The 18,069-nt window shown below is 64.6% G+C and carries 19 protein-coding genes; 9 read left to right on the plus strand and 10 right to left on the minus strand.

Annotated elements, in window-relative coordinates; all coding sequences use genetic code 11:
• Position 1: 1 nt before the first annotated feature.
• Positions 2 to 1,324, plus strand: coding sequence for an HlyD family type I secretion periplasmic adaptor subunit (locus CK226_RS20040; RefSeq protein ID WP_095792982.1), 1,323 nt, complete (start codon positions 2 to 4; stop codon positions 1,322 to 1,324).
• Positions 1,325 to 1,366: 42 nt separating this feature from the next.
• Here CK226_RS20040 and CK226_RS20045 read toward each other — a convergent pair whose 3' ends face one another.
• The gene (locus CK226_RS20045; RefSeq protein ID WP_095792834.1) at positions 1,367 to 2,677 is read right to left on the minus strand and encodes a hemolysin family protein; all 1,311 of its coding nucleotides are present in this window, start codon (positions 2,675 to 2,677) and stop codon (positions 1,367 to 1,369) included.
• A gap of 172 nt (positions 2,678 to 2,849) precedes the next feature.
• A complete protein-coding gene (locus CK226_RS20050; RefSeq protein ID WP_095792835.1) occupies positions 2,850 to 3,764 on the minus strand; it encodes a LysR family transcriptional regulator in 915 nt (304 codons plus the stop codon).
• Positions 3,765 to 3,889: 125 nt separating this feature from the next.
• Here CK226_RS20050 and CK226_RS20055 point away from each other — a divergent pair, with 125 nt between their 5' ends.
• Entirely contained in the window at positions 3,890 to 4,912 is a 1,023-nt protein-coding gene (locus CK226_RS20055) for an NAD(P)-dependent alcohol dehydrogenase (protein ID WP_095792836.1), read from the plus strand.
• A 13-nt stretch (positions 4,913 to 4,925) separates the two neighbouring features.
• Here CK226_RS20055 and CK226_RS20060 read toward each other — a convergent pair whose 3' ends face one another.
• The gene (locus CK226_RS20060; RefSeq protein ID WP_095789102.1) at positions 4,926 to 5,633 is read right to left on the minus strand and encodes an LssY C-terminal domain-containing protein; all 708 of its coding nucleotides are present in this window, start codon (positions 5,631 to 5,633) and stop codon (positions 4,926 to 4,928) included.
• 100 nt (positions 5,634 to 5,733) lie between these two features.
• On the opposite strand from CK226_RS20060, the gene CK226_RS20065 reads away from it, so the two are divergent.
• On the plus strand, positions 5,734 to 6,444 hold the full coding sequence (locus tag CK226_RS20065; RefSeq protein WP_095792837.1) for a gamma-glutamylcyclotransferase: 711 nt from the start codon (positions 5,734 to 5,736) through the stop codon (positions 6,442 to 6,444).
• Positions 6,445 to 6,460: 16 nt separating this feature from the next.
• On the opposite strand, the gene CK226_RS20070 is transcribed toward CK226_RS20065, so the two are convergent.
• The 3 genes from CK226_RS20070 to CK226_RS20080 form a co-directional block, all read right to left on the minus strand.
• Complete coding sequence (locus CK226_RS20070; protein ID WP_095789104.1) at positions 6,461 to 7,267, minus strand: extensin family protein; 807 nt, start codon at positions 7,265 to 7,267, stop codon at positions 6,461 to 6,463.
• A gap of 193 nt (positions 7,268 to 7,460) precedes the next feature.
• The gene (locus CK226_RS20075) at positions 7,461 to 8,510 is read right to left on the minus strand and encodes an extensin family protein (RefSeq protein WP_179296469.1); all 1,050 of its coding nucleotides are present in this window, start codon (positions 8,508 to 8,510) and stop codon (positions 7,461 to 7,463) included.
• 200 nt (positions 8,511 to 8,710) lie between these two features.
• The gene (locus CK226_RS20080; protein WP_095773590.1) at positions 8,711 to 9,136 is read right to left on the minus strand and encodes a DUF3775 domain-containing protein; all 426 of its coding nucleotides are present in this window, start codon (positions 9,134 to 9,136) and stop codon (positions 8,711 to 8,713) included.
• Between the two features lie 141 nt (positions 9,137 to 9,277).
• Between CK226_RS20080 and CK226_RS20085 the strand changes: the two genes are divergently transcribed.
• Together CK226_RS20085 and greA are read left to right on the plus strand one after the other, a co-directional pair.
• On the plus strand, positions 9,278 to 9,814 hold the full coding sequence (locus tag CK226_RS20085; protein WP_095789106.1) for a tetratricopeptide repeat protein: 537 nt from the start codon (positions 9,278 to 9,280) through the stop codon (positions 9,812 to 9,814).
• A gap of 271 nt (positions 9,815 to 10,085) precedes the next feature.
• Entirely contained in the window at positions 10,086 to 10,559 is a 474-nt protein-coding gene (gene greA, locus CK226_RS20090; protein WP_008877613.1) for a transcription elongation factor GreA, read from the plus strand.
• 31 nt (positions 10,560 to 10,590) lie between these two features.
• Here greA and waaC read toward each other — a convergent pair whose 3' ends face one another.
• Genes waaC through rfaD form a run of 3 tightly spaced genes read right to left on the minus strand, consistent with a single transcriptional unit; the run spans position 10,591 to position 13,492 of the window.
• Complete coding sequence (gene waaC / locus CK226_RS20095) at positions 10,591 to 11,565, minus strand: lipopolysaccharide heptosyltransferase I (protein ID WP_095792838.1); 975 nt, start codon at positions 11,563 to 11,565, stop codon at positions 10,591 to 10,593.
• Positions 11,562 to 12,569: a lipopolysaccharide heptosyltransferase II gene (gene waaF / locus CK226_RS20100; RefSeq protein WP_095773593.1), complete on the minus strand. Its 1,008-nt coding sequence runs from the start codon at positions 12,567 to 12,569 to the stop codon at positions 11,562 to 11,564. Before waaF ends, waaC begins: the two co-directional genes overlap by 4 nt.
• On the minus strand, positions 12,542 to 13,492 hold the full coding sequence (gene rfaD / locus CK226_RS20105) for an ADP-glyceromanno-heptose 6-epimerase (protein ID WP_095792839.1): 951 nt from the start codon (positions 13,490 to 13,492) through the stop codon (positions 12,542 to 12,544). Before rfaD ends, waaF begins: the two co-directional genes overlap by 28 nt.
• A gap of 132 nt (positions 13,493 to 13,624) precedes the next feature.
• On the opposite strand from rfaD, the gene CK226_RS20110 reads away from it, so the two are divergent.
• From CK226_RS20110 to gmhB, 4 genes are all read left to right on the plus strand, one after another.
• Positions 13,625 to 14,257 carry a LysE family translocator gene (locus tag CK226_RS20110; RefSeq protein WP_095792983.1) on the plus strand — a complete coding sequence of 211 codons (633 nt, stop codon included), beginning with the start codon at positions 13,625 to 13,627 and terminating at the stop codon, positions 14,255 to 14,257.
• Between the two features lie 114 nt (positions 14,258 to 14,371).
• Positions 14,372 to 15,862, plus strand: coding sequence for a D-glycero-beta-D-manno-heptose-7-phosphate kinase (rfaE1, locus tag CK226_RS20115; RefSeq protein WP_095792840.1), 1,491 nt, complete (start codon positions 14,372 to 14,374; stop codon positions 15,860 to 15,862).
• Between the two features lie 7 nt (positions 15,863 to 15,869).
• Positions 15,870 to 16,442, plus strand: a complete 573-nt coding sequence (locus tag CK226_RS20120) for an SIS domain-containing protein (RefSeq protein ID WP_095773597.1) — start codon at positions 15,870 to 15,872, stop codon at positions 16,440 to 16,442.
• Positions 16,435 to 17,088 (plus strand): D-glycero-beta-D-manno-heptose 1,7-bisphosphate 7-phosphatase, encoded by a 654-nt coding sequence (gene gmhB, locus CK226_RS20125; RefSeq protein WP_095792841.1) that lies wholly within the window; start codon positions 16,435 to 16,437, stop codon positions 17,086 to 17,088. The genes CK226_RS20120 and gmhB overlap by 8 nt, the downstream gene beginning before the upstream one ends.
• Positions 17,089 to 17,103: 15 nt before the next feature.
• Here gmhB and CK226_RS20130 read toward each other — a convergent pair whose 3' ends face one another.
• The gene (locus CK226_RS20130; protein ID WP_095792842.1) at positions 17,104 to 17,898 is read right to left on the minus strand and encodes a glycosyltransferase family 2 protein; all 795 of its coding nucleotides are present in this window, start codon (positions 17,896 to 17,898) and stop codon (positions 17,104 to 17,106) included.
• Positions 17,899 to 18,069 lie beyond the last annotated feature (171 nt).

Below are 18,069 nucleotides of genomic sequence, written 5' to 3' on the forward strand. Positions count from 1 at the left end.
GATGGCGGCGCAGAGCCTCGCCTGGGAGGAAGGCAACCCGCGTACCAACATAAGGCGCGTCGCATTCGCCGGATACGCGGCAACGGCGCTGTTGGTGGGTTGCTTCGGCTATTGGGCCGTCAGCGCGCCCTTGTCCGGAGCGGTGATCACGCAAGGCACGATCTCGGCGACCGGCGGAAACATCCTGATCCAGCATCCCGACGGCGGCATCATCGAGGCGTTGCTGGTCCATGACGGCGATCGCGTGCAACAGGCCCAGGATCTGATCGTGCTGGATCCGACAGCCGCGCAGGCCGAGCTCAACCGGCTGACGAGACAGTCGATCGCGCTCAGGGCTGGTGCGGCACGGCTGGAGGCGGAACGCGACGGGTTGGACAGGCTCGCGCCAATCACCAAACCGGCGCCGGCACCGCTCCAGGCCGATTTCGAAGCCCTCATTCGAGAACAGCAAAAGGAATTCGACGCCAGACTCGCCCGGTTCCGATCGGAACAATCGATCCTGGCCCAACGACTGGCCATGCATCGGCAGTCCGTGGTGGGATTGCAGTCCCAGAAAGAGGCCGTTCGGCAACAAGCCGAAATCGTGAAGAAGGAACTCGGCATCAAGACAAGCCTGCTGGACAAGGGCCTCACCAATCGCACCGAATATTCGCAGCTTTTGCGCAGCGAGGCCGATCTCGTCGGGCAGGCCGGGGCGCTGGAAGCCAATCTGGCGGCGGTCAACACCCAGATCGTCGAGGCCCAGGAGCAGATCGAGCGCCTGACCACGCAGCGCGTGGAAGAGGCGCTGACGAAGCTGGACGAGGTTCGCTCCAACCTGGCCGACATCGAGGAACAGGTCAGGGCGGCCGAGGCGGTGCTGCGGCGGACGAGGATCAAGGCACCGGCCGCGGGCATCGTGGTGTCCTCGACCTACAATGCCAAGGGCAGTGTGATTGCCCGCGGTGAGAAGATCATGGAGATCCTGCCTACCGCACCGGGCCTGATTGTCGATGCAAGGCTGCGGCCGAAGGACGTCGATCAGGTCCGTGTCGGCCAACCGGCGAAACTGCGATTGTCCGCCTTGAACATGCGGCTCACCCCCGAGGTTTCAGCCACCGTGGCACAGATTTCCGCGGACCGACTCGTCGACGAGGCTACGCATGAGCCCTATTTCCGCGTCAAACTCAGGATTGCGGCCGACCTGCCGCCCGGCGTGAAGCCCGAGCAGCTTTATCCCGGAACGCCGGTCGAGGCGTTCATCAACACGGGCGACCGGACTTTCTTCGAGTATCTGGCACGGCCGATGCTCGATTCCTTCGCTCGCGCGTTCACGGAGCGGTAGCTGTCGCCGGCCGCGCAATCCGCCGGGCCGACATTCAGACAATCACCGCACCGCCTCGCGGTGGGTACCGGGCAGGCGGGTGGCGATCAGCTTGTCGATGCGGCGGCCGTCGAGGTCGACCACCTCGAAGCGCCAGCCTTGCGCGTCGACGCATTCGCCGGTCGCCGGCAGATGGTGCATGTGCGACAGCACATAGCCGGCGACGGTTTCGTAGTCGCGGTTTTCGGGCAGGTCGAAGCCCAGAATCTCGGCCATCTCGTCGGCCTGCATATAGCCGGCGAGCAGCCATGAGCCGTCCTCGCGCTTGACGGCGTTTTCCTCGTCGCCGGCATCGAGGTCCGCCCGGAACACGCCGGTGATGGCTTCGAGAATATCGGCCGGCGTGACGATGCCTTCGAAATGGCCGTATTCGTCATGCACCAGCGCCATCGGCACGTCGGATTCCTTGAGCTTGTGCAGCACGTCGAGCGCGTCGGCCTGGTCGTAGACGATGGGGGCGGCGCGCACATGCTTGCGCGGGTCGAGCGTGCGGCCGGCAAGGATCGCCGCCAGCACGTCACGGGTCTGGACGACGCCAACCATGACATCGACGCCGCCGTCACCCGCCGGCAGGCGTGAATGCTGCGTTTCCATGAGGAGCTTGCGGATCGTCGTGTCGTCGGACTGCAGGTTAATCCAGTCGACCTCGGTGCGCGGCGTCATCACAGCGCGCACGGCGCGGTCGCCGAGCCGCATGACGCCGGCGATCATGCGCCGCTCGTCGGATTCGATGGTGCCGTGATGCTCGGCCTCGGCGACCAGCATCTTGATCTCCTCGTCGGTGACCTTCTCCTCGCTTTCGCCACGCTGGCCGAGCAGCCACAATATGGCGCGGCCGGAAATGTCGAGCAGGAACACCAGCGGCGCCGAGATGGTGGCGAGGATGGTCATGGCCGGCGCCGCGCGGGCGGCAACGCGCTCGGGGTCGCGCAGCGCGATCTGCTTAGGCACCAGTTCGCCGACGATCAGCGAGAAATAGGTGATGATGGCAACGACGATGCCGACGCCGAGCGGATCGGCGACGCTTTCGCGCATGCCCGCCGAGGCCAGGAACACGGACAGCCGGTCGCCCAGCGTAGCGCCGGAGAAGGCGCCGGAGAGCACACCGACCAGAGTGATGCCGATCTGCACCGAGGACAGGAACTTGCCGGGATTGGAGCCAAGATCCAGCGCCCGGCCGGCGCCGTTGACGCCACGGTCGATCATCGCCTTGAGCCGTGCCGGGCGCGATGAAACGATGGCGAGTTCGGACATTGCCAGAAGGCCGTTCACGCAGATGAGGACGACCACGATAGCGATTTCGACGTATAGCATGAGGGCTCAATAGCATTGCGGCGGGCCGCTCGAAAATAGTGAAAGCGCGTCACGCGCAAATGGATGACACGCGGCCGCTTTCAGTCTTTGTGTTGGTGCATGTCGTTATCCCAAAACCGGAGCCACTTTTGGGCGACATGCATGAGGTATCTTGGAATATGACGCGTGTCTTTCAGGCCTTGTCCCAAGGCGGCGCCGAAAGATGTTCGACGAGGGCGTCGACGACAACCCGCACCTTTGGCGTGAGCGCGCGCGTCACTGGCCAGACGGCGTGCACGACGACGTTTTCCACCGCACAATCCGACAGGACCATTTCGAGGTCGCCCTGCCTGAGGCTGTCGGCCGCCAGCCAGGTCGGCAGGAAAGCGATGCCGCAGCCGGCAAGGGCGGCGTCGAGCATCGGTTCGCCATGGCCGAGGACAAGCCTCGCCTTGGGGGCGAAGGTCGTCTGGCGGCCGTCGCCATGTCTGATCAGCCGGGGGCGGACGACGCCGTCGCGGCCGTAGCCGATGACGCTGTGATGGGAGAGATCCTCGACCGATCGCGGCCTGCCATGCTCGTCGAAATAGGCGGGAGCGGCGCAGATGGCCGAGCGCTGGGCATAGATGCGTCTGGCCGCCAGCGACAGGCTGTCGTCCAGTTCTCCCATGCGGATGGCGAGGTCGATGCCTTCCTCGATCAGGTCGACGCGACGGTCGTTGAAGGAGATCTCGACCGTGAGTTCGGGGAATTTCCTGGAAATCTCGAACAGGACGGGCGCGACGCAGCGCCGACCAAAGGCGAGCGGAACATCGACACGCAGCCGGCCGGAAGGGATCTGCCGGCGGGCGGCGAGCAGCGACTGCGCCGCCTCGATCTCGGCCAGCGCCCTGACGCAGGCCTCATAGTAGCTCACGCCTTCGCTGGTCGGCCTGAGGCTGCGGGTGGTGCGGTTGAGCAGCCGAACGCCAAGGCGCTGCTCCAACTGGGCGACCGACTTGCCGATCGCCGACTTCGTCACATGCAGCCGCTCGCCGGCGCCGGTGAAGCTGCCGGCCTCCACGGCCTGGACGAATGCGATGATGCCCTGCAGGTCGGTCGTTTCCATGATGATTCCAATTGGTGAATATTGCTCCTCAATCAATCGTCAGATATGCCGCATTGGAGCTCTATTTTCCATAGCCGAAGAGCATAAATGTCTCGCGTGGCCATCAATCACGGAGCGCGAGCAAGATGAGCACCCAAATCAACCGATCCTGGCAGATGAGCGGTTTCGGCCTGTCCAGGCTGAGCCAGGTGATGGGCAAGATGCCGCAACCCGGGCCGCACGGGCTTCTGGTGCGCACGAAAGCCGTGTCGCTGAACTACAAGGACAGGCTGATCGTGGACGGGACGCTGATCCCCGACCTTACCTTTCCCTTCGTGCCGACATCGGATGCGGTGGGCGAGATCGTCGCCATCGGCAGTGCGGTCAGCCGCTTCCAGGTCGGGCAGCGCGTGCTTGGCCAGGTCATCGCCGACTGGCCGGATGGCGACGCGCCGCCGGTACTGCACAAGCATACGCTGGGGTTCTCGCTGCCGGGCGTGCTTTCCGACCACGTTATTTTCGGCGAAGACGCCGCCGTGCTGGCGCCGCCATCGCTCAGCGGTATCGAGGCGGCGACGCTGCCGATCGCCGCCTTGACCGCCTGGTTTGCGATGGCCGAGGCGACAAGGCCGGTGGCGGGCCAGACCATCCTCATCCAGGGCACTGGCGGCGTGTCGCTGTTTGCGCTGCAGTTCGCCAAGGCGTTCGGCCTGCGCGCCATCGTCACCTCGAGCAGCGACGAGAAACTCGAGCGTGCAAGAAAGCTCGGCGCCTGGCAGGTGATCAACTATCGCACCCGGCCGGCATGGGACGAGGCGGCGCGTGAACTGACCTGTGGGTTGGGCGTGAACCATATTCTGGAAATGGTCGGCGGCGACAATGCGCGGCGATCGCTGAACGCGCTGGCCGCCAGCGGCCGGCTGTCGATCATTGGTCTCCTAGGCGCGATGGAGCTCAATTTCCCGATCGTGCCCTTCATGCGCAACCGCATTGTCGTGCAGGGTCTGTCGATTGGCCATCGCCGGTCCTTCGAGCGGATGAACCAGGCGATCGAGGCGCTCGGCATCAAGCCGGTCATCGACAAGGTCTTTGGCTTCGACGAGGTGCCGCAGGCCCTGCAGCATCTGGAAAAAGGGCCGTTCGGCAAGATCGTGATCAGCACGACCTGACCTCGGCATCCGATCATTGCTGCTGCTTCAGCACGCCGATGATTGCCTTGCCGTCGGTGAAATAGGGGTCGCCGCCGCCATTGCGGCCAGTCCTGGTGGCGCCGATGCCCGCCATGTCGCTGGTCGATGCCAGCAGACCGGCCGCCTTGAGGTCGCCGATCAGGAAGTCGCGTTCGGCGTCGATGTCGGGACCGATGTGATGGGTGATGGCACCGGTGTCGTGGCTGAGGCCGACGCCGCGATCGAAGCTGGCGGCACCCAGCCAGAGCGGACGGCCGTCGTCGCCGACCGTATCGGTCTGCCAGAAACGCACGTGATGGCGCTGGTCGGCGCTGTCGCCGACCGGCTTTTCGAAAGCGAGATCCTGGGCGCGGCCCTCGAACAGCAGGCGGCTCATCGGCGCATCGGGATAGGGGCGGGAAAACAACACACTTTCGCCGATGTCGATCGCCGTTCTCAAAGTGATCGCGTCGGCTGTATCCCAACCGGCAATGGCGAAGGCGTGGACCACCTCCCTCCCGGTGCCGACAAGGCCGACATTGATCGGGTCGCCTGGAATGCCTTGCGGCGTGTGCGTCACCATTTCGAAGCGTTGGTCGCGGAAGCCGCGCTCGCGGAACGTCCAGAATTCCGGCGCGGCGACATAGGCGAGAACGACCCAGGCGCCTAGCAAGGACGCCAGCCAGATTGTCGCGCGTCGCCGAAGGCTTCGTTGGCTCATGAAAGAGGCTCGATTCGTGCCGTATCTGTTGCCCGACGGTCCCTGGAAATCAATGGTCAGCCGGTCTATCGTCGGCCATCGTTTTTGCGCGGGGGCGAGAATGAAGGGGAAACCGGCAGGCCGCGGACCAATGGCGTTGACCGCCGACCTTGTCGCGAGGGTCGAACGCATCGAACCGGATCCCGGCCCCGAGCCTGGGACAGCCGAGCATAGCGACGCGGAGTTCGACGGCCTTGTCGAGCAACTCCTGTCGCAATACCGGCCTGAGGCGCTGTGGGTCTTTGCCTACGGCTCGCTGATCTGGAATCCTGAATTCGTTCCTGTCGAGCAGCGCCCAGCCACGGCGCCAGGATGGCACCGCTCATTCTGTCTGAAACTGACCCGCTGGCGTGGGACCCGCGAATTGCCAGCCCTGATGCTGGCTCTCGACCGCGGTGGCAGTTGCAACGGCATTGTTTACCGACTGCCCGTGGAAGATCATTTCGGGCAACTCGGCCAGTTGATGCGCCGTGAGATCGATGCCAACCCGCCAACCAATGTGCCGCGCTGGATTAAGGTTCAGACGAGGGACGGTCCGCTACGCGCCCTGGCCTTCGTCGCCGCGCCGGATGGCAGGGCCTATGCAGGACGCCTGCCGCCGGAGCAGGTCGCCGATACGCTGGCGCGGGCTGCCGGACATTGGGGTTCGTCGGCGCAGTATCTCTTCCGGACCGTCAGCAAGCTGGAGGACAGCGGTATCCACGACCGGAACCTCTGGCGCGTCCAGGATCTGGTGGCACGGCAAATCATCGCTTCCACCGCTGGCGCATGAGCCGCCTGATCATCTGTTACCGGCAGGCGCGATAGCCGTTCCTGCGGTTCTTGATGTCGAAATGGAAATGGTTGCGGTGGTCGTAATTGTAGCCGGGTCCCAGCACGGTGGTGAAATACTGGCAGCCATCGGCGCGTACATTGTTGAGGAAGCCGCGCGTGCGGAAGGCGAACAGGCCGGGCTTGCGCACGTCGATGTCGTCGCCATTGTTGAGTTCGATGCTCATCACGTCGAGCGCATTGCCCTTGCCGTGCTCGGACAAAACACCTTCGCCGGCGATGTTGCGGCAGGAATAGCTCGAGCCCTGGTGGATGGTCTTGACGCCGGAGAAGTAGCGCCAGCGGGCGGAGGGAACGAGTTCGTTCTTCGTCCAGGCGGCAAAGGTGGCGGCCATGTCGCAGGTCAGCGTCGCTGCGGGCTTCATCTCGACACTGCCGATGGCCGTGACCTTTACGGGATAGTCGATGCCGCACTGGCCTTCATGGATCGGCGCCAGGTCGGTATAGGCGACATCGAGGCGCTTCAGCTGCTGGCGGCAATCGACTTCGCTGGCCGGTATCTGCTCGACCGGCGACATCGGCTCATCCATGCGTGGATAGGCGGCCTGCGTCATGTAGGGATTGGAGGGGACAAGCCGCTGCATGCCGGTATATTGCGGCACGGCCGCGGTTTGCGCGCCGACATCGACCGCCGGCTGCAGCGATAGCACGCTGCCGGTGTTGCAGGCCGAAACCGCGGCGAGGGTAAGGCCGGCGGCCAGCAGCGTCGCGGGTTTCGATCGGCGCGCGGTGGCGAAAAACACGGCGCGAAATTTGCCGGCCATTGGCGGAATCCTGTCCCCGAACCTGATCCCGATCAGGTTCTACCTTTTGCCTGGCCATGATCCTTTCCGAAAACTGGGTTCCACTTTTCGGGATCATGGCCGGATATCCGGCATTTTAACGATCAAGGGTAAAGGAAAACTCAGCGCCCGCATTCACGCCTGCGGCGGAAATGCGGCGGCGATCGTTGAGGGCCTACTGGCAGAACGTGCCGCCATGCCTGCGCGGCTCGAGATCGAGGTGGAAGTGCAGCGCGTGGTCGGCGTCTGCTCCCGGTCCGAGCACGGTCTTGAATGGACCGCAGGCGGCCTTGCGCACCGCGTTGAGGAATTTGGCATCCTTCTCGGGCGGCGTTGGGCCGACCTCGACCTTCCGGCCGTCGGACAAGGTGAAGCTGGCGATGTCGAGCGCATTGCCGAAGGCGTGCTCGGACAGTTTCCCGGTGCCGTGGCGCGGACGGCAGACGAAGGCCGATGCCTGGCCGATCGATTTGAGGTCGGCGCCGAATTCGGCTTTCGCCGCCGGCTGGATGATTTCGGCGGCAAAGCGCGCCGCCGCTTCGGCCATCGGGCAGTTGAGCTCGGTGCCGGGGGCGATGGCGATCGACTTGCCAAGGCTCTTCAGCACCAGGGGGTAGGGGATGGAGCAGCCGATTTCGGGATTGCTTTCCGCATTGTGCTCCTCGAATTCGACGCCGAGCGCCTTCAGCCGTTCGCGGCAGGCGACTTCCTCGGCGGGCATCTTTTCGCCAGGCCGGTCGGCCGAGCGCGGGTCGGGAAGCATTTTCTCATCGCCGGCATCCGCCGGTTTTGGCGGCGGCTGCGGGGCCATGGCAGGAGGCCCAACCTCTGGTTCCGTAGTGTCGGGTCTTTGTGTCGGGATCGGCACCTCGGCTGGCGGCTCCGGCTCGCTCTCCGTTTTGGTTGACGGCGTTCGGGACGAAGGTTCGGGGGCTGACGGCTCGGGATGTGCCTGCTTTGCATGACGAGACTTTTCCTCATTGAGCTGGTTGGAGGCGTCCGGGGCCTTTGGACCTTCCGTCTTTTGCTCTTCCGCCGGTGCGGCGTCGGCCTTTGGAGCGTCCGCGGGACGCGGCTCCGGCACTGGAACCTCGGCGGGCGAGGTCTGCTGCTCCGGCGTTTCCTGTGGCGCCTGCTTTGGCGGCTGCTTGCCCCGCGCTCTCACGCGGTGCTTGAACCTCGGCCTTCGCGGCTGGTCCAGACGCTGCGTCGACGACTGATCCATCCGAGGGGATAGTGGCTGGTAATGCCTGTGACGATGTCTGGCGTCGGCCGGTGTCGCCAGCAGGACCGCAGCCGCCAGAAGCAGCGCCAAGGTGCAAAGTCGGGAAAAGCTCAGCGTTGCCATCGCTCCGAAACGGCGCCGGCATGCTGGAAGTTGCCTCGACGAACGCTTTGCGCCGATCACAATCGGTTACCACGGCGTTACGCGCCGATCGCTTCGAGGCCTTCCTCCAGCCAGTCGGCGAGCAGCGGCATGCCAAGCAGGTACTTGGCCGTGCGCTTGTTGGCGCGTTCGCGCGCCGCCGTCACGGCGTCCACCCATTCCGAGGCGTCGTAGTCGCCGCGGCCGACCCAGGCGAGCGCGACCAGTTCGGCGGCTTCATCGACATTGAGGTCGTTGATCAGTTCGCGCAGTTCCTCTTCGGTCAGGTTTTCCGAACTTTCCTCGACAAGGCCGTCATGGTGATGATTGTCGTGCGTGTCGCCGTCGAACTCGATCTCGTGTTCGGCACCGTCGGCATAGTCCTCGTTGACAGCGGCACTCAACGCCTTGGCCTTGAGGATGAACAGGCGCACGGTATCGGGGCCGATCGTAAGATCCCAGTCCTTTTCAAGCCGCCGCTGCACGGGCCGTCTCCGTCAGTCGTTTGCCCGGATGATAGCGGATTTCCGGCCTCCGTCACCTGATGTTCTCAACGTGATTTTTCCGGGATGAAACGCGGGACGCTTGGCGTTAGTGTTGCATTCTCACCCCTCAAGGAGGCTTCGATGCACAAAAGAATGCTGATCCAGGCCGCGACTGCCCTTGTCGCGCTGCAGTTCTTCGCTGTCCCGGTATTCGCCGCGGGCAGTAGTGGTGGCAGCGACCAGACTGTCACCCAGTGCAAGAAGGGAGAGGTCTGGGACAAGAAGAAGAAAAAGTGTGTCGCTCCTCAGGAAGGCATGCTGGACGACGACAGCATCTATGATGCAGGCCATGCGCTGGCGATGGCCGGGCGCTATGACGAGGCGATCTCGGTGCTTACCCTCGCCGCCAACAAGCAGGATCCGCGCATCCTCAACTATCTCGGCTATTCGCACCGCCATTCCGGCCGTGTCACGGTCGGTCTCGGCTATTACGAGGAAGCGCTGCGCATCGACCCGAACTACACCCTGGTGCGCGAATATCTCGGCGAGGCGCATCTGCAGATCGGTGACCTCGCCGGCGCCCAGCAGCAACTGATGGAAATCGAGAAGCGCACCGGCAAGGGCTCGCGCGAATACGGCATGCTGTCCGAGCAGATCGAGCATTTCATGCGGAGCTGATCAGGCTCCCCAGGCTTATCGAAGCGGCCGCGAGCGATCGCGGCCGTTTTTTGTTGCCGCCCGCCTCACCTGCCACCGCCTCTGGTGAAAGCGGGGATGATTTTTGCAAAACCGATTTTTGGGCGTGAAAAACCCGCGAAGGTTGCTATATTGGGGGAAATTGCGGTGAAACGGTTCCGTTAGCCCGAGGCTGCCGGACCGTTTTCTTTTTGTACCCAACGACAAGGCTTCCCCCGAAACGCGGGGGTGGCGGCAGGAAAGGTCAGGCATCATGAACAAGGTCCCGATGACAGGCGAGGGGTTCGCGTCATTGAAGGAAGAACTGCGCTGGCGCCAGCAGGAAGAGCGGCCGCGCATCATCGAGGCGATCTCCGAGGCGCGCTCGCATGGCGACCTGTCCGAAAATGCCGAATACCACGCCGCCAAGGAGGCGCAGAGCCTGAATGAGGGCCGCGTCAACGAGCTCGAGGACCTGATCGCGCGCGCCGAGGTGATCGACGTCACCAAGCTCAGCGGCGACAAGGTCAAGTTCGGCGCCACCGTCGTGCTGGTCGACGAGGACACCGAGGAAAAGAAGACTTATCAGATCGTCGGCGACCAGGAAGCGGACGTGAAGTCCGGCCGCATCTCGATCTCCTCGCCGATCGCGCGCGCATTGATCGGCAAGGAAGTTGGCGACGCCATCGAGGTCAATGCGCCCGGCGGTGCCAGGGGGTATGAGATCGTCCAGGTGCAGTTTATTTAGGGCCTCTTGATAGTTCTATTTTTAAAAGGCCCTAAGCTGGCGCCTGCAATTTGAGATTAAGCAGCGTGCCGGCTTCCGCCACCACCTCCGCGGGCGTCAGACGTCCACCAGGGGCGGCCAGCAGTGTCGACGCAAATTGCCCACGCGGACCCGTCAAACCCGGCTCCGTCGCCAAAAACACAGCAACCGTCGGCAGGCCGAAGGCGCTGGCGAGGTGGGTCAGGCCGGTGTCGGCGCCGATGACCAGCGTGGAGCGGCCGAGGATGGCGGCGATGTCGGCCAGCGGCGATTTTGGCACCACGACCGTGGACGGCACGACCCTGGCGATGGCTTCGGCCACGGACTTCTCACGTTCGTTCGACCAGGTGGTGACCGGCATCATGCCGCGCTCGACCAGCAGGCGGGCGGTCCCGATCCAGTCCTCGACAGGCCATTTCTTGTCCTCGCGGCTGGTGCCGTGCAACAGGAAGGCGGTTTTTCCGGTGATGGCGGCGAGAGCGCCGGGTGGGGGCACGATGCCTGAAGCGAGCGTCGACAGATCGGGCTGATAGCCAAGCGCCAGCCCGAACAGCCGCCGCGTCCGCTCGATGGCGTGCAGGTTGCGCGGCACGCCGTAGGTGACGTCGTAGAACATGGTCGCCGAGGGTTCGCGCGCGCTCGACCGGTCGAAGCCGGCGATCGGTGCGCGCGCCTGCCGCGCCACCAGGGCCGATTTCAGCAGGCCCTGTGCGTCGACGACCAGATCGTAGCGGCATTCGCGCAAGGTTCGGCGTAGCGCGGCCGCCTCGCGCCAGGTGCTGTCCCTGAAAAGCGCCTTGCGCCAGCGCCGGATGGCCACCGTATGGATCCTGCCGACCGCCGGGTGCAGGGCGACAATGCCGGCAAACGCCTCCTCGACGCACCAGTCGAAGGAAACGTCGGGCCGGTGCAGGCTGGCATCCTCGACGGCCGGAAAGGTGTGGATGACATCGCCCATCGACGATGTCTTGACGATCAGGACCTTCATGCCGCGGCCGGGAATTCCAGCAGCCGCTCCGCCGCCGCCGCTACCTGGCCGACTTCCATTGTCTTCAGGCAGTTGAGATGGCCGAGCGGGCAGATCTTCTGGTGGCAGGGCGAGCAGGAGAGGTGCAGCCAGACCAACTCGCGCCGTTCCGCCAGCGGCGGCGTGTTTTCGGGCGAGGTCGAGCCGTAGACGGCAACGATCGGCGTGCCGACGCTTGCCGCGACATGCATCAGTCCGCTGTCGTTGGACACAGCCAGCCTTGCCGCGGCGATCAGGTCGATGGCGTCCTCCAGACGTGTCTGGCCGGCGAGGTCGACGACGCCGGGGGCAAGGGCAGCGATCTCGGCAGTGACGTCGCGGTCGTTCTTCGAACCGAACAGGGCGACCTTCAGGCCCTTGTCCACGAACTCGCGGGCAAGGCCGGCATAGCTTTCGCTCGGCCAGCGCTTGGCCGGGCCGAATTCGGCGCCAGGCATCAGGGCGACGAATTTCTGCCGCGCCAGCCCGAAACGGTCGAGCAGGGCGGCTTGGTTGCCGGCATCCACGGTCAGATGGGGCGCGCGAAAACTGCCGCCCCTGGCGAGACTGAAATAGGCCTGCGCGGTGCGCCGTTTCACGGCGTTCGGCAGCGGCACGATGTCGGTCAGCAATCCATAGCGCATTTCGCGCAGATGGCCGACACGGCGCGGAATGCGGGCAAAGAAGGGGATCAGCGCCGATTTCCAGCTGCCCGGCAGGACATAGGCCATGTCGTAGCGGCCGCGCAGCAGGCGGCCGAAGCGGCGGCGATGGGTAAATTCGAGCGCGCCGGGTTTCAGCGGAAAGTCGATCTGCTGGCGGATCTCGGGCATGCGCTTGACCAGCGGTGCCGCCCAGGCCGGCGCGAGCACGTCGATCGCGGCGTTGGGATGGAGCTCCTTCAGCGCCGAGAACAGGCACTGCGCCATCACCATGTCGCCCACCCAGCGTGGGCCGATCACGAGGATCGTTGGGCTTTCAGCCATTCGACATAGTCTCTGACACCGGTTTCCACTGTCCGGAACTGGCCGTTGTAACCGGCCGCGCGCAAACGGGACATATCAGCTTGCGTGAAGCTCTGGTAGCTGCCCTTGAGGTGATCGGGGAAGGGGATGAACTCGATCTCGCCCTTGCCCAGCGTATCGATGACGGTTTCGGCGATGGCGCGGAACGGTTGGGCACGGCCGGTACCGCAGTTGAAGATGCCGCTAGAACCCCGCTTCCACAGCCATAGATTGACGTCGGCGACATCGCCGACATGGATGAAGTCGCGGCTCTGTTGGCCGGGGCCGAAGCCGTCATAGGCGCCGAACAGTTTCGGATTCTCGCCGCGCTCGACCTGGTTGAACAGATGGAAGGCGACCGAGGCCATGGCGCCCTTGTGCGCCTCGCGCGGACCATAGACGTTGAAGTAGCGCAGGCCCGAGACCTGCGAATGGTCGGTGTCGAAGACGGTGCGCCTGACATAGTCGTCGAACAGCTTCTTCGAATAGGCATAGACGTTGAGCGGCCGCTCGAGCGCCGGCTCCTCGCGAAACTCGGAACCGCCACCGTAGACGGAAGCCGAGGAGGCGTAGAGGAAGGGCACGCGCAGGGCCTGGCAGGCATGCAGCAGCCGCTTCGAATAAGCAAAATTCACCTCCATCATGAACTTGCCGTTCCACTCGGTGGTGGTCGAGCAGGCGCCCTGGTGGAACACGGCCTCGACACGACCGAGCGAGCCGGCCTCGAAGCTCGACAGGAATTCATCCTTGTCGAGATAGTCGGCTATTTTCAAATCGGCGAGATTGGCGATCTTGTGGCCGTCGGTGAGATCATCGACGACGAGGATGTCGTCATGGCCTTCGGCATTGAGCGCGGCGACGATGTTGGAGCCGATCATGCCGGCGCCGCCCGTGACGATGATCATGAAGGCCTCTGGTTGCTTGCGATTCCGGTCCTTATAAGGGAGGCCAGCCGGGCTGTCGACAAAGCAGGTGCAGGCGTCACAGTGGCGCCGCAAAGCTTCCGCTCAGTCAGCACCGATCATAAGGGACAGAAAATGCCGTCGACCGAACTGCTCATTGCGTTCTTCGCCACCACGGCGATCTTCGCCTATATCCCCGGTCCGGCCATGCTTTATGCCGCGGCGCAGACGATGGCGCGCGGGCGATGGTCGGGACTGACGGCGGCACTGGGCATCCATCTCGGCGGTTATGTGCATGTCTTTGCCGCCGCCGCCGGCCTTTCGGTGCTGTTCCATGCCGTGCCGCCGCTCTACATGGCGGTCAAGCTGATCGGCGCGCTCTACCTGATCTGGCTCGGCATCTCGCTGTTTCGCAAGCGCGTGGAGGGCGATGTGGCGCTGCCCGCCATCGAGCGGAAATCGGCCCGCCGCGCCTTTTTCGAGAGCATCACCGTCGAGGTGCTCAATCCGAAAACCGCGATCTTCTTCATGGCGTTCCTGCCGCAGTTCATCGATGTCTCTGCGGCCCTCCCGGTGTGGCTGCAATTCGTGGTGCTAGGCACCATCGTCAACCTGATGTTCTCCTCGGCCGACATCGTCTGCGTGTTCCTGGCCGGCCTCGTCATCGGCCGGCTGCGGCGTTCGAGCCGGGCGCAGCGGCTGATGCAGCGGGCCGGTGGTGCCGTGCTGGTCGGGCTCGGCGTCCACGTTGCCTTGCAGAAGAGCTGAAGCGGCGCCGCCGTTGCGCCGGTTCGAATTGCGGTATATCGGCAGGCATGAACGACCGCCAGCCGACACCCCATATGTTTCAGCGACTGTTTTTCCCCGCGCGTTGCCAGTGATATGATCAAGCACAATCCGCCTTCTCCCGAACCCTTGCACCGCGCCATTGCCCGCTTTGGCGGCGTCACCGTGCTGGTGGTCGGCGACCTTATCCTCGACCGCTTCGTCAACGGCGTCATCGAGCGGATTTCGCCGGAAGCGCCGATCCCCGTGCTGCATGGGCGCGGCGAGACCTCGGCCATGGGCGGCGCCGGCAATGTCGTGGCCAACATCGTCTCGCTTGGCGCGCGGGCCATTCCGGTTTCGGTGATCGGCACGGACACCGCCGGCGACAGCCTGGTGCGGATGCTCGGCGAGCTTGGCGCCGAGACAGCGGGGCTTTGGCAGCAGCGCGGCCGCATGACGTCGTCGAAGAGCCGCTTCAGCGCGCTCAACCAGCAGGTGCTGCGCTTCGACGAGGAAGAGATCAAGCCGCTGGACGCGACTGAGCGGGCAGGGCTGATCCGGCATTTCCGCGCGGCACTGGCGGGGGCCGACATCGTCATCCTGTCCGATTACGGCAAGGGCATCCTGCTCGACGGCGTCGCCGCCGAACTCATCGCCATCTGCCGCGAGGCGGGCAAGCCGGTGCTGGTCGATCCGAAGGGCCGCGACTATGCGCGCTATGCCGGCGCGACCGCCATCACCCCCAACCGCAAGGAGCTTGGCGAGGCCGTCGGCCACGCCGTGTTCGCCGATGACGAGATCGTGGCTGCCGCACGCGAACTGATTTCGGCGCATGGTTTCGACTTCGTCGTCGCCACGCGCAGTGAAAAGGGCATGAGCGTCGTCGGCCCGGTCGAGGCGCGCCATATCGCCACCCAGGCGCGCGAAGTGTTCGATGTCTCTGGCGCCGGCGACACGGTGATCGCGACGTTCGCGCTGGCGCTCGCATCGGGAGCCGATCCCGTCGCGGCGGCCTCGATCGCCAATGCCGCCGGCGGCGTCGTGGTCGGAAAACGCGGCACCGCGCGGCTGACGGTCGAGGAGCTGACCGGGGCGCTGTTTCGCTCGCACGGACCGACCGCCCACAAGGATGCCATTCTCGATGCCGCATCGGCCGCGCGCATGGTGGCGGCCTGGAAGGAAGAGGGCCTGAGCGTCGGCTTCACCAATGGCTGCTTCGATATTCTGCATGCCGGCCATGTCAGCCTGCTGCACGCGGCGCGCAGCCAGTGCGACCGGCTGGTGCTCGGCCTCAACAGCGATGCTTCGGTGCGGCGGCTGAAAGGGCCGGGCCGTCCTGTCAACGACCAGCACGACCGCGCCTGCGTGCTCGCGGCCCTTGCCTCGGTCGATGCCGTCGTTGTCTTCGAGGAGGATACGCCGCTGGCGCTGATCGAGGCGCTACTGCCCGACATCCTGGTCAAGGGCGCGGACTATACGATCGACACCGTGGTCGGCGCCGACGTGGTGCAGAAGGCCGGCGGGCGCGTCGTGCTGGTCGATCTCGTCGCCGGCAAGAGCACCACCGGCACCATCGGCAAATTGCGCGCCGGCTCTACAAGCTGAGGTTTTGATGTCTGAACTGAACGACTATCTGGTCCGCTCGGCGGCCGCGATCACGGCGATGGTCAAGCGTGACCTGACCGGCGAGATGGAACGGGCGGCGAGCGCCGTGGTGACGGCACTTTCATCGGGCAAGGCCTTGCTGATCGCCGGCAATGGCGGTTCGGCGAGCGACGCCATCCACATAGCCGGCGAATTGGTCGGCCGCTTCCTGAAGGAGCGCAAGGCCTACAATGTCATCGCGCTGCCGGCCAATGCGGCGGTGCTGACGGCCTGGGGCAATGATTACGGCTTCGACACGGTGTTCTCGCGCCAGGTCGAGGCGCATGGCACGGTCGGAGGCGTGCTTCTGGCGATCTCGACCAGCGGCAATTCGCCGAGCATCCTGGCCGCCGCCGAACAGGCGCGGATGATGGACATGACGGTGATCGGCCTGACCGGCGACACCGGCGGCAAACTCAAGCCGCTGTGCGACATCCTGCTCAACGTGCCCTCGACCTCTACGCCGATCATCCAGCAGGGGCATCTGTGCCTCTACCATCACCTCTGCGAAGTGGTCGAAGCGCGTCTCAGCAATGGCTGACAGGACGGCGCCGCCACATCCGCTGACCGAGCCGGGCGTGTGGATCGAGCGCATTGGAAACCGGGTTTTCCCGCCGCACCTGCCGGCGCTGTTCCTCGACCGCGACGGCACCATCAACGTCGATACCGATTATCCCAGCGACCCGGCCGAGATAGAGCTCAGGCCGCAGATGCTGCCGGCGATCGCAGCCGCCAACCGGGCGGGAATCCCGGTTGTGGTGGTCACCAACCAGTCCGGCATCGCGCGCGGCTATTTCGGCTGGAGCGCCTTTGCGGCGGTGAACGGCCGCGTGCTCGAGCTGTTGGGCGAGGAGGGCGTGTTCGTCGACATGGTGATTGCCTGCGCCTACCACGAGGCCGGCGTCGGACCACTCGCCATCCCCGATCATCCGATGCGCAAGCCCAATCCAGGCATGCTGGTCGATGTGGGCAAACGCCTTGCTCTCGATCTCCAGCGCTCGCTGATCGTCGGCGACAAGCTTGCCGACATGCAGGCGGGAAAGCGCGCCGGTCTGGCACTGGGCTGGCTGGTCGACGGCGAGGCTGCGGTCCAGCCCGGCTTCGCCATTCGGCCCCTGCGGGGCAGCAGCGACCTTGGTGAGTTGCTCGCCGCCGTTGAAGCGCTCGGCCGGGACAACCGTTCCTGATCCCGGCCTGACGGCTCACGCAGGATCGTTGCGTTCCGAGGCTTCGTAGAGCTTTGCCTCGGTGGCGAAGGAATAGATCATCACCGACATCGAGTAGACGAAGCCGTGCCGGCCGCACAGGAAATAGCGCTTGGCCAGGTAGAATTTCAGGAAGTTGCCGAGCGGCGACAACACCAGCCGCACAAGGCCGGGCTTCTTGCCCTTCTCGACCAGCGTGACGGCCTTGAGGCTGGAATAGGCGTTGGCCCGGGCGAGACCTTCCTCGATCGATATTTCACGGCGATGCAGCAGGACGCCCTCTTCGATCGTGCCGGTCTCGCCCGGCACGTGGAAGGCTTCGTGCACCCGCGCGGTGAGATCGATGGTGGCGCCCTCCCGACGGAAAAGCCGCATCAGCCTGTTGTGCAGCACCCAGCGATGCGCATAGCCATAGCCCTTCAGCCAATCGCGGCGACGGATGTACCAGCCGCGGATCTTGCCATCGGCGGCCTCCGTGATGGCCACGATCGACTGCCGCAACTGGTCGTCGACGCGCTCGTCCGGGTCGATCGAAAGGCACCAGGGCTGGGTCGCGTGGTCGAGCGAGAATTGCCGCTGGCGGGGAAAACCCGGCCAGTCATTGTGCAGCAGCGTTATCGGGTAGCCCTTGGCGATATAGCTTTTGACGCATTCGATGGTGCCATCAGTAGAACCGGAATCGACGATGATGATCTCGGAGCAGAAGTCGATGCTTTCCAGGCACGGGCCGATCATGTCGGCCTCGTTCACGCAGATGATAAGCGCCGAGACCGGGCTTGCAAATCGAGTCATGGTCCCCCTCCCATGGCGGGCCGCCCCCAGAGCAACGCTGCTATCGCCATCTGTACCCAAGCAAATCCGCACGGAAAACCGTTACACACTTTTCCTGGAATCGCTTGAGAAACCAATTAGCGGTCAGCCAAGCGACGAAGTCCGGCAGAGCCGTCCAGCCTTGTACATCAG

This window comes from Mesorhizobium sp. WSM4311, from assembly GCF_002295115.1.
GTDB lineage: Bacteria > Pseudomonadota > Alphaproteobacteria > Rhizobiales > Rhizobiaceae > Mesorhizobium.

What these genes read in the sequence shown, in the direction of transcription:
- CK226_RS20060 (WP_095789102.1), bottom strand. Translation starts at nt 5,633, where the DNA reads ATGAGCCAACGAAGCCTTCGGCGACGCGCGACAATCTGGCTGGCGTCC.
- CK226_RS20045 (WP_095792834.1), bottom strand. Translation starts at nt 2,677, where the DNA reads ATGCTATACGTCGAAATCGCTATCGTGGTCGTCCTCATCTGCGTGAAC.
- CK226_RS20075 (WP_179296469.1), bottom strand. Translation starts at nt 8,510, where the DNA reads ATGGATCAGTCGTCGACGCAGCGTCTGGACCAGCCGCGAAGGCCGAGG.
- waaF (WP_095773593.1), bottom strand. Translation starts at nt 12,569, where the DNA reads ATGGCTGAAAGCCCAACGATCCTCGTGATCGGCCCACGCTGGGTGGGC.
- greA (WP_008877613.1), top strand. Translation starts at nt 10,086, where the DNA reads ATGAACAAGGTCCCGATGACAGGCGAGGGGTTCGCGTCATTGAAGGAA.
- CK226_RS20085 (WP_095789106.1), top strand. Translation starts at nt 9,278, where the DNA reads ATGCACAAAAGAATGCTGATCCAGGCCGCGACTGCCCTTGTCGCGCTG.
- CK226_RS20130 (WP_095792842.1), bottom strand. Translation starts at nt 17,898, where the DNA reads ATGACTCGATTTGCAAGCCCGGTCTCGGCGCTTATCATCTGCGTGAAC.
- waaC (WP_095792838.1), bottom strand. Translation starts at nt 11,565, where the DNA reads ATGAAGGTCCTGATCGTCAAGACATCGTCGATGGGCGATGTCATCCAC.
- CK226_RS20050 (WP_095792835.1), bottom strand. Translation starts at nt 3,764, where the DNA reads ATGGAAACGACCGACCTGCAGGGCATCATCGCATTCGTCCAGGCCGTG.
- CK226_RS20040 (WP_095792982.1), top strand. Translation starts at nt 2, where the DNA reads ATGGCGGCGCAGAGCCTCGCCTGGGAGGAAGGCAACCCGCGTACCAAC.
- CK226_RS20120 (WP_095773597.1), top strand. Translation starts at nt 15,870, where the DNA reads ATGTCTGAACTGAACGACTATCTGGTCCGCTCGGCGGCCGCGATCACG.
- CK226_RS20070 (WP_095789104.1), bottom strand. Translation starts at nt 7,267, where the DNA reads ATGGCCGGCAAATTTCGCGCCGTGTTTTTCGCCACCGCGCGCCGATCG.
- rfaD (WP_095792839.1), bottom strand. Translation starts at nt 13,492, where the DNA reads ATGATCATCGTCACGGGCGGCGCCGGCATGATCGGCTCCAACATCGTC.
- gmhB (WP_095792841.1), top strand. Translation starts at nt 16,435, where the DNA reads ATGGCTGACAGGACGGCGCCGCCACATCCGCTGACCGAGCCGGGCGTG.
- CK226_RS20110 (WP_095792983.1), top strand. Translation starts at nt 13,625, where the DNA reads ATGCCGTCGACCGAACTGCTCATTGCGTTCTTCGCCACCACGGCGATC.
- CK226_RS20055 (WP_095792836.1), top strand. Translation starts at nt 3,890, where the DNA reads ATGAGCACCCAAATCAACCGATCCTGGCAGATGAGCGGTTTCGGCCTG.
- rfaE1 (WP_095792840.1), top strand. Translation starts at nt 14,372, where the DNA reads ATGATCAAGCACAATCCGCCTTCTCCCGAACCCTTGCACCGCGCCATT.
- CK226_RS20065 (WP_095792837.1), top strand. Translation starts at nt 5,734, where the DNA reads ATGAAGGGGAAACCGGCAGGCCGCGGACCAATGGCGTTGACCGCCGAC.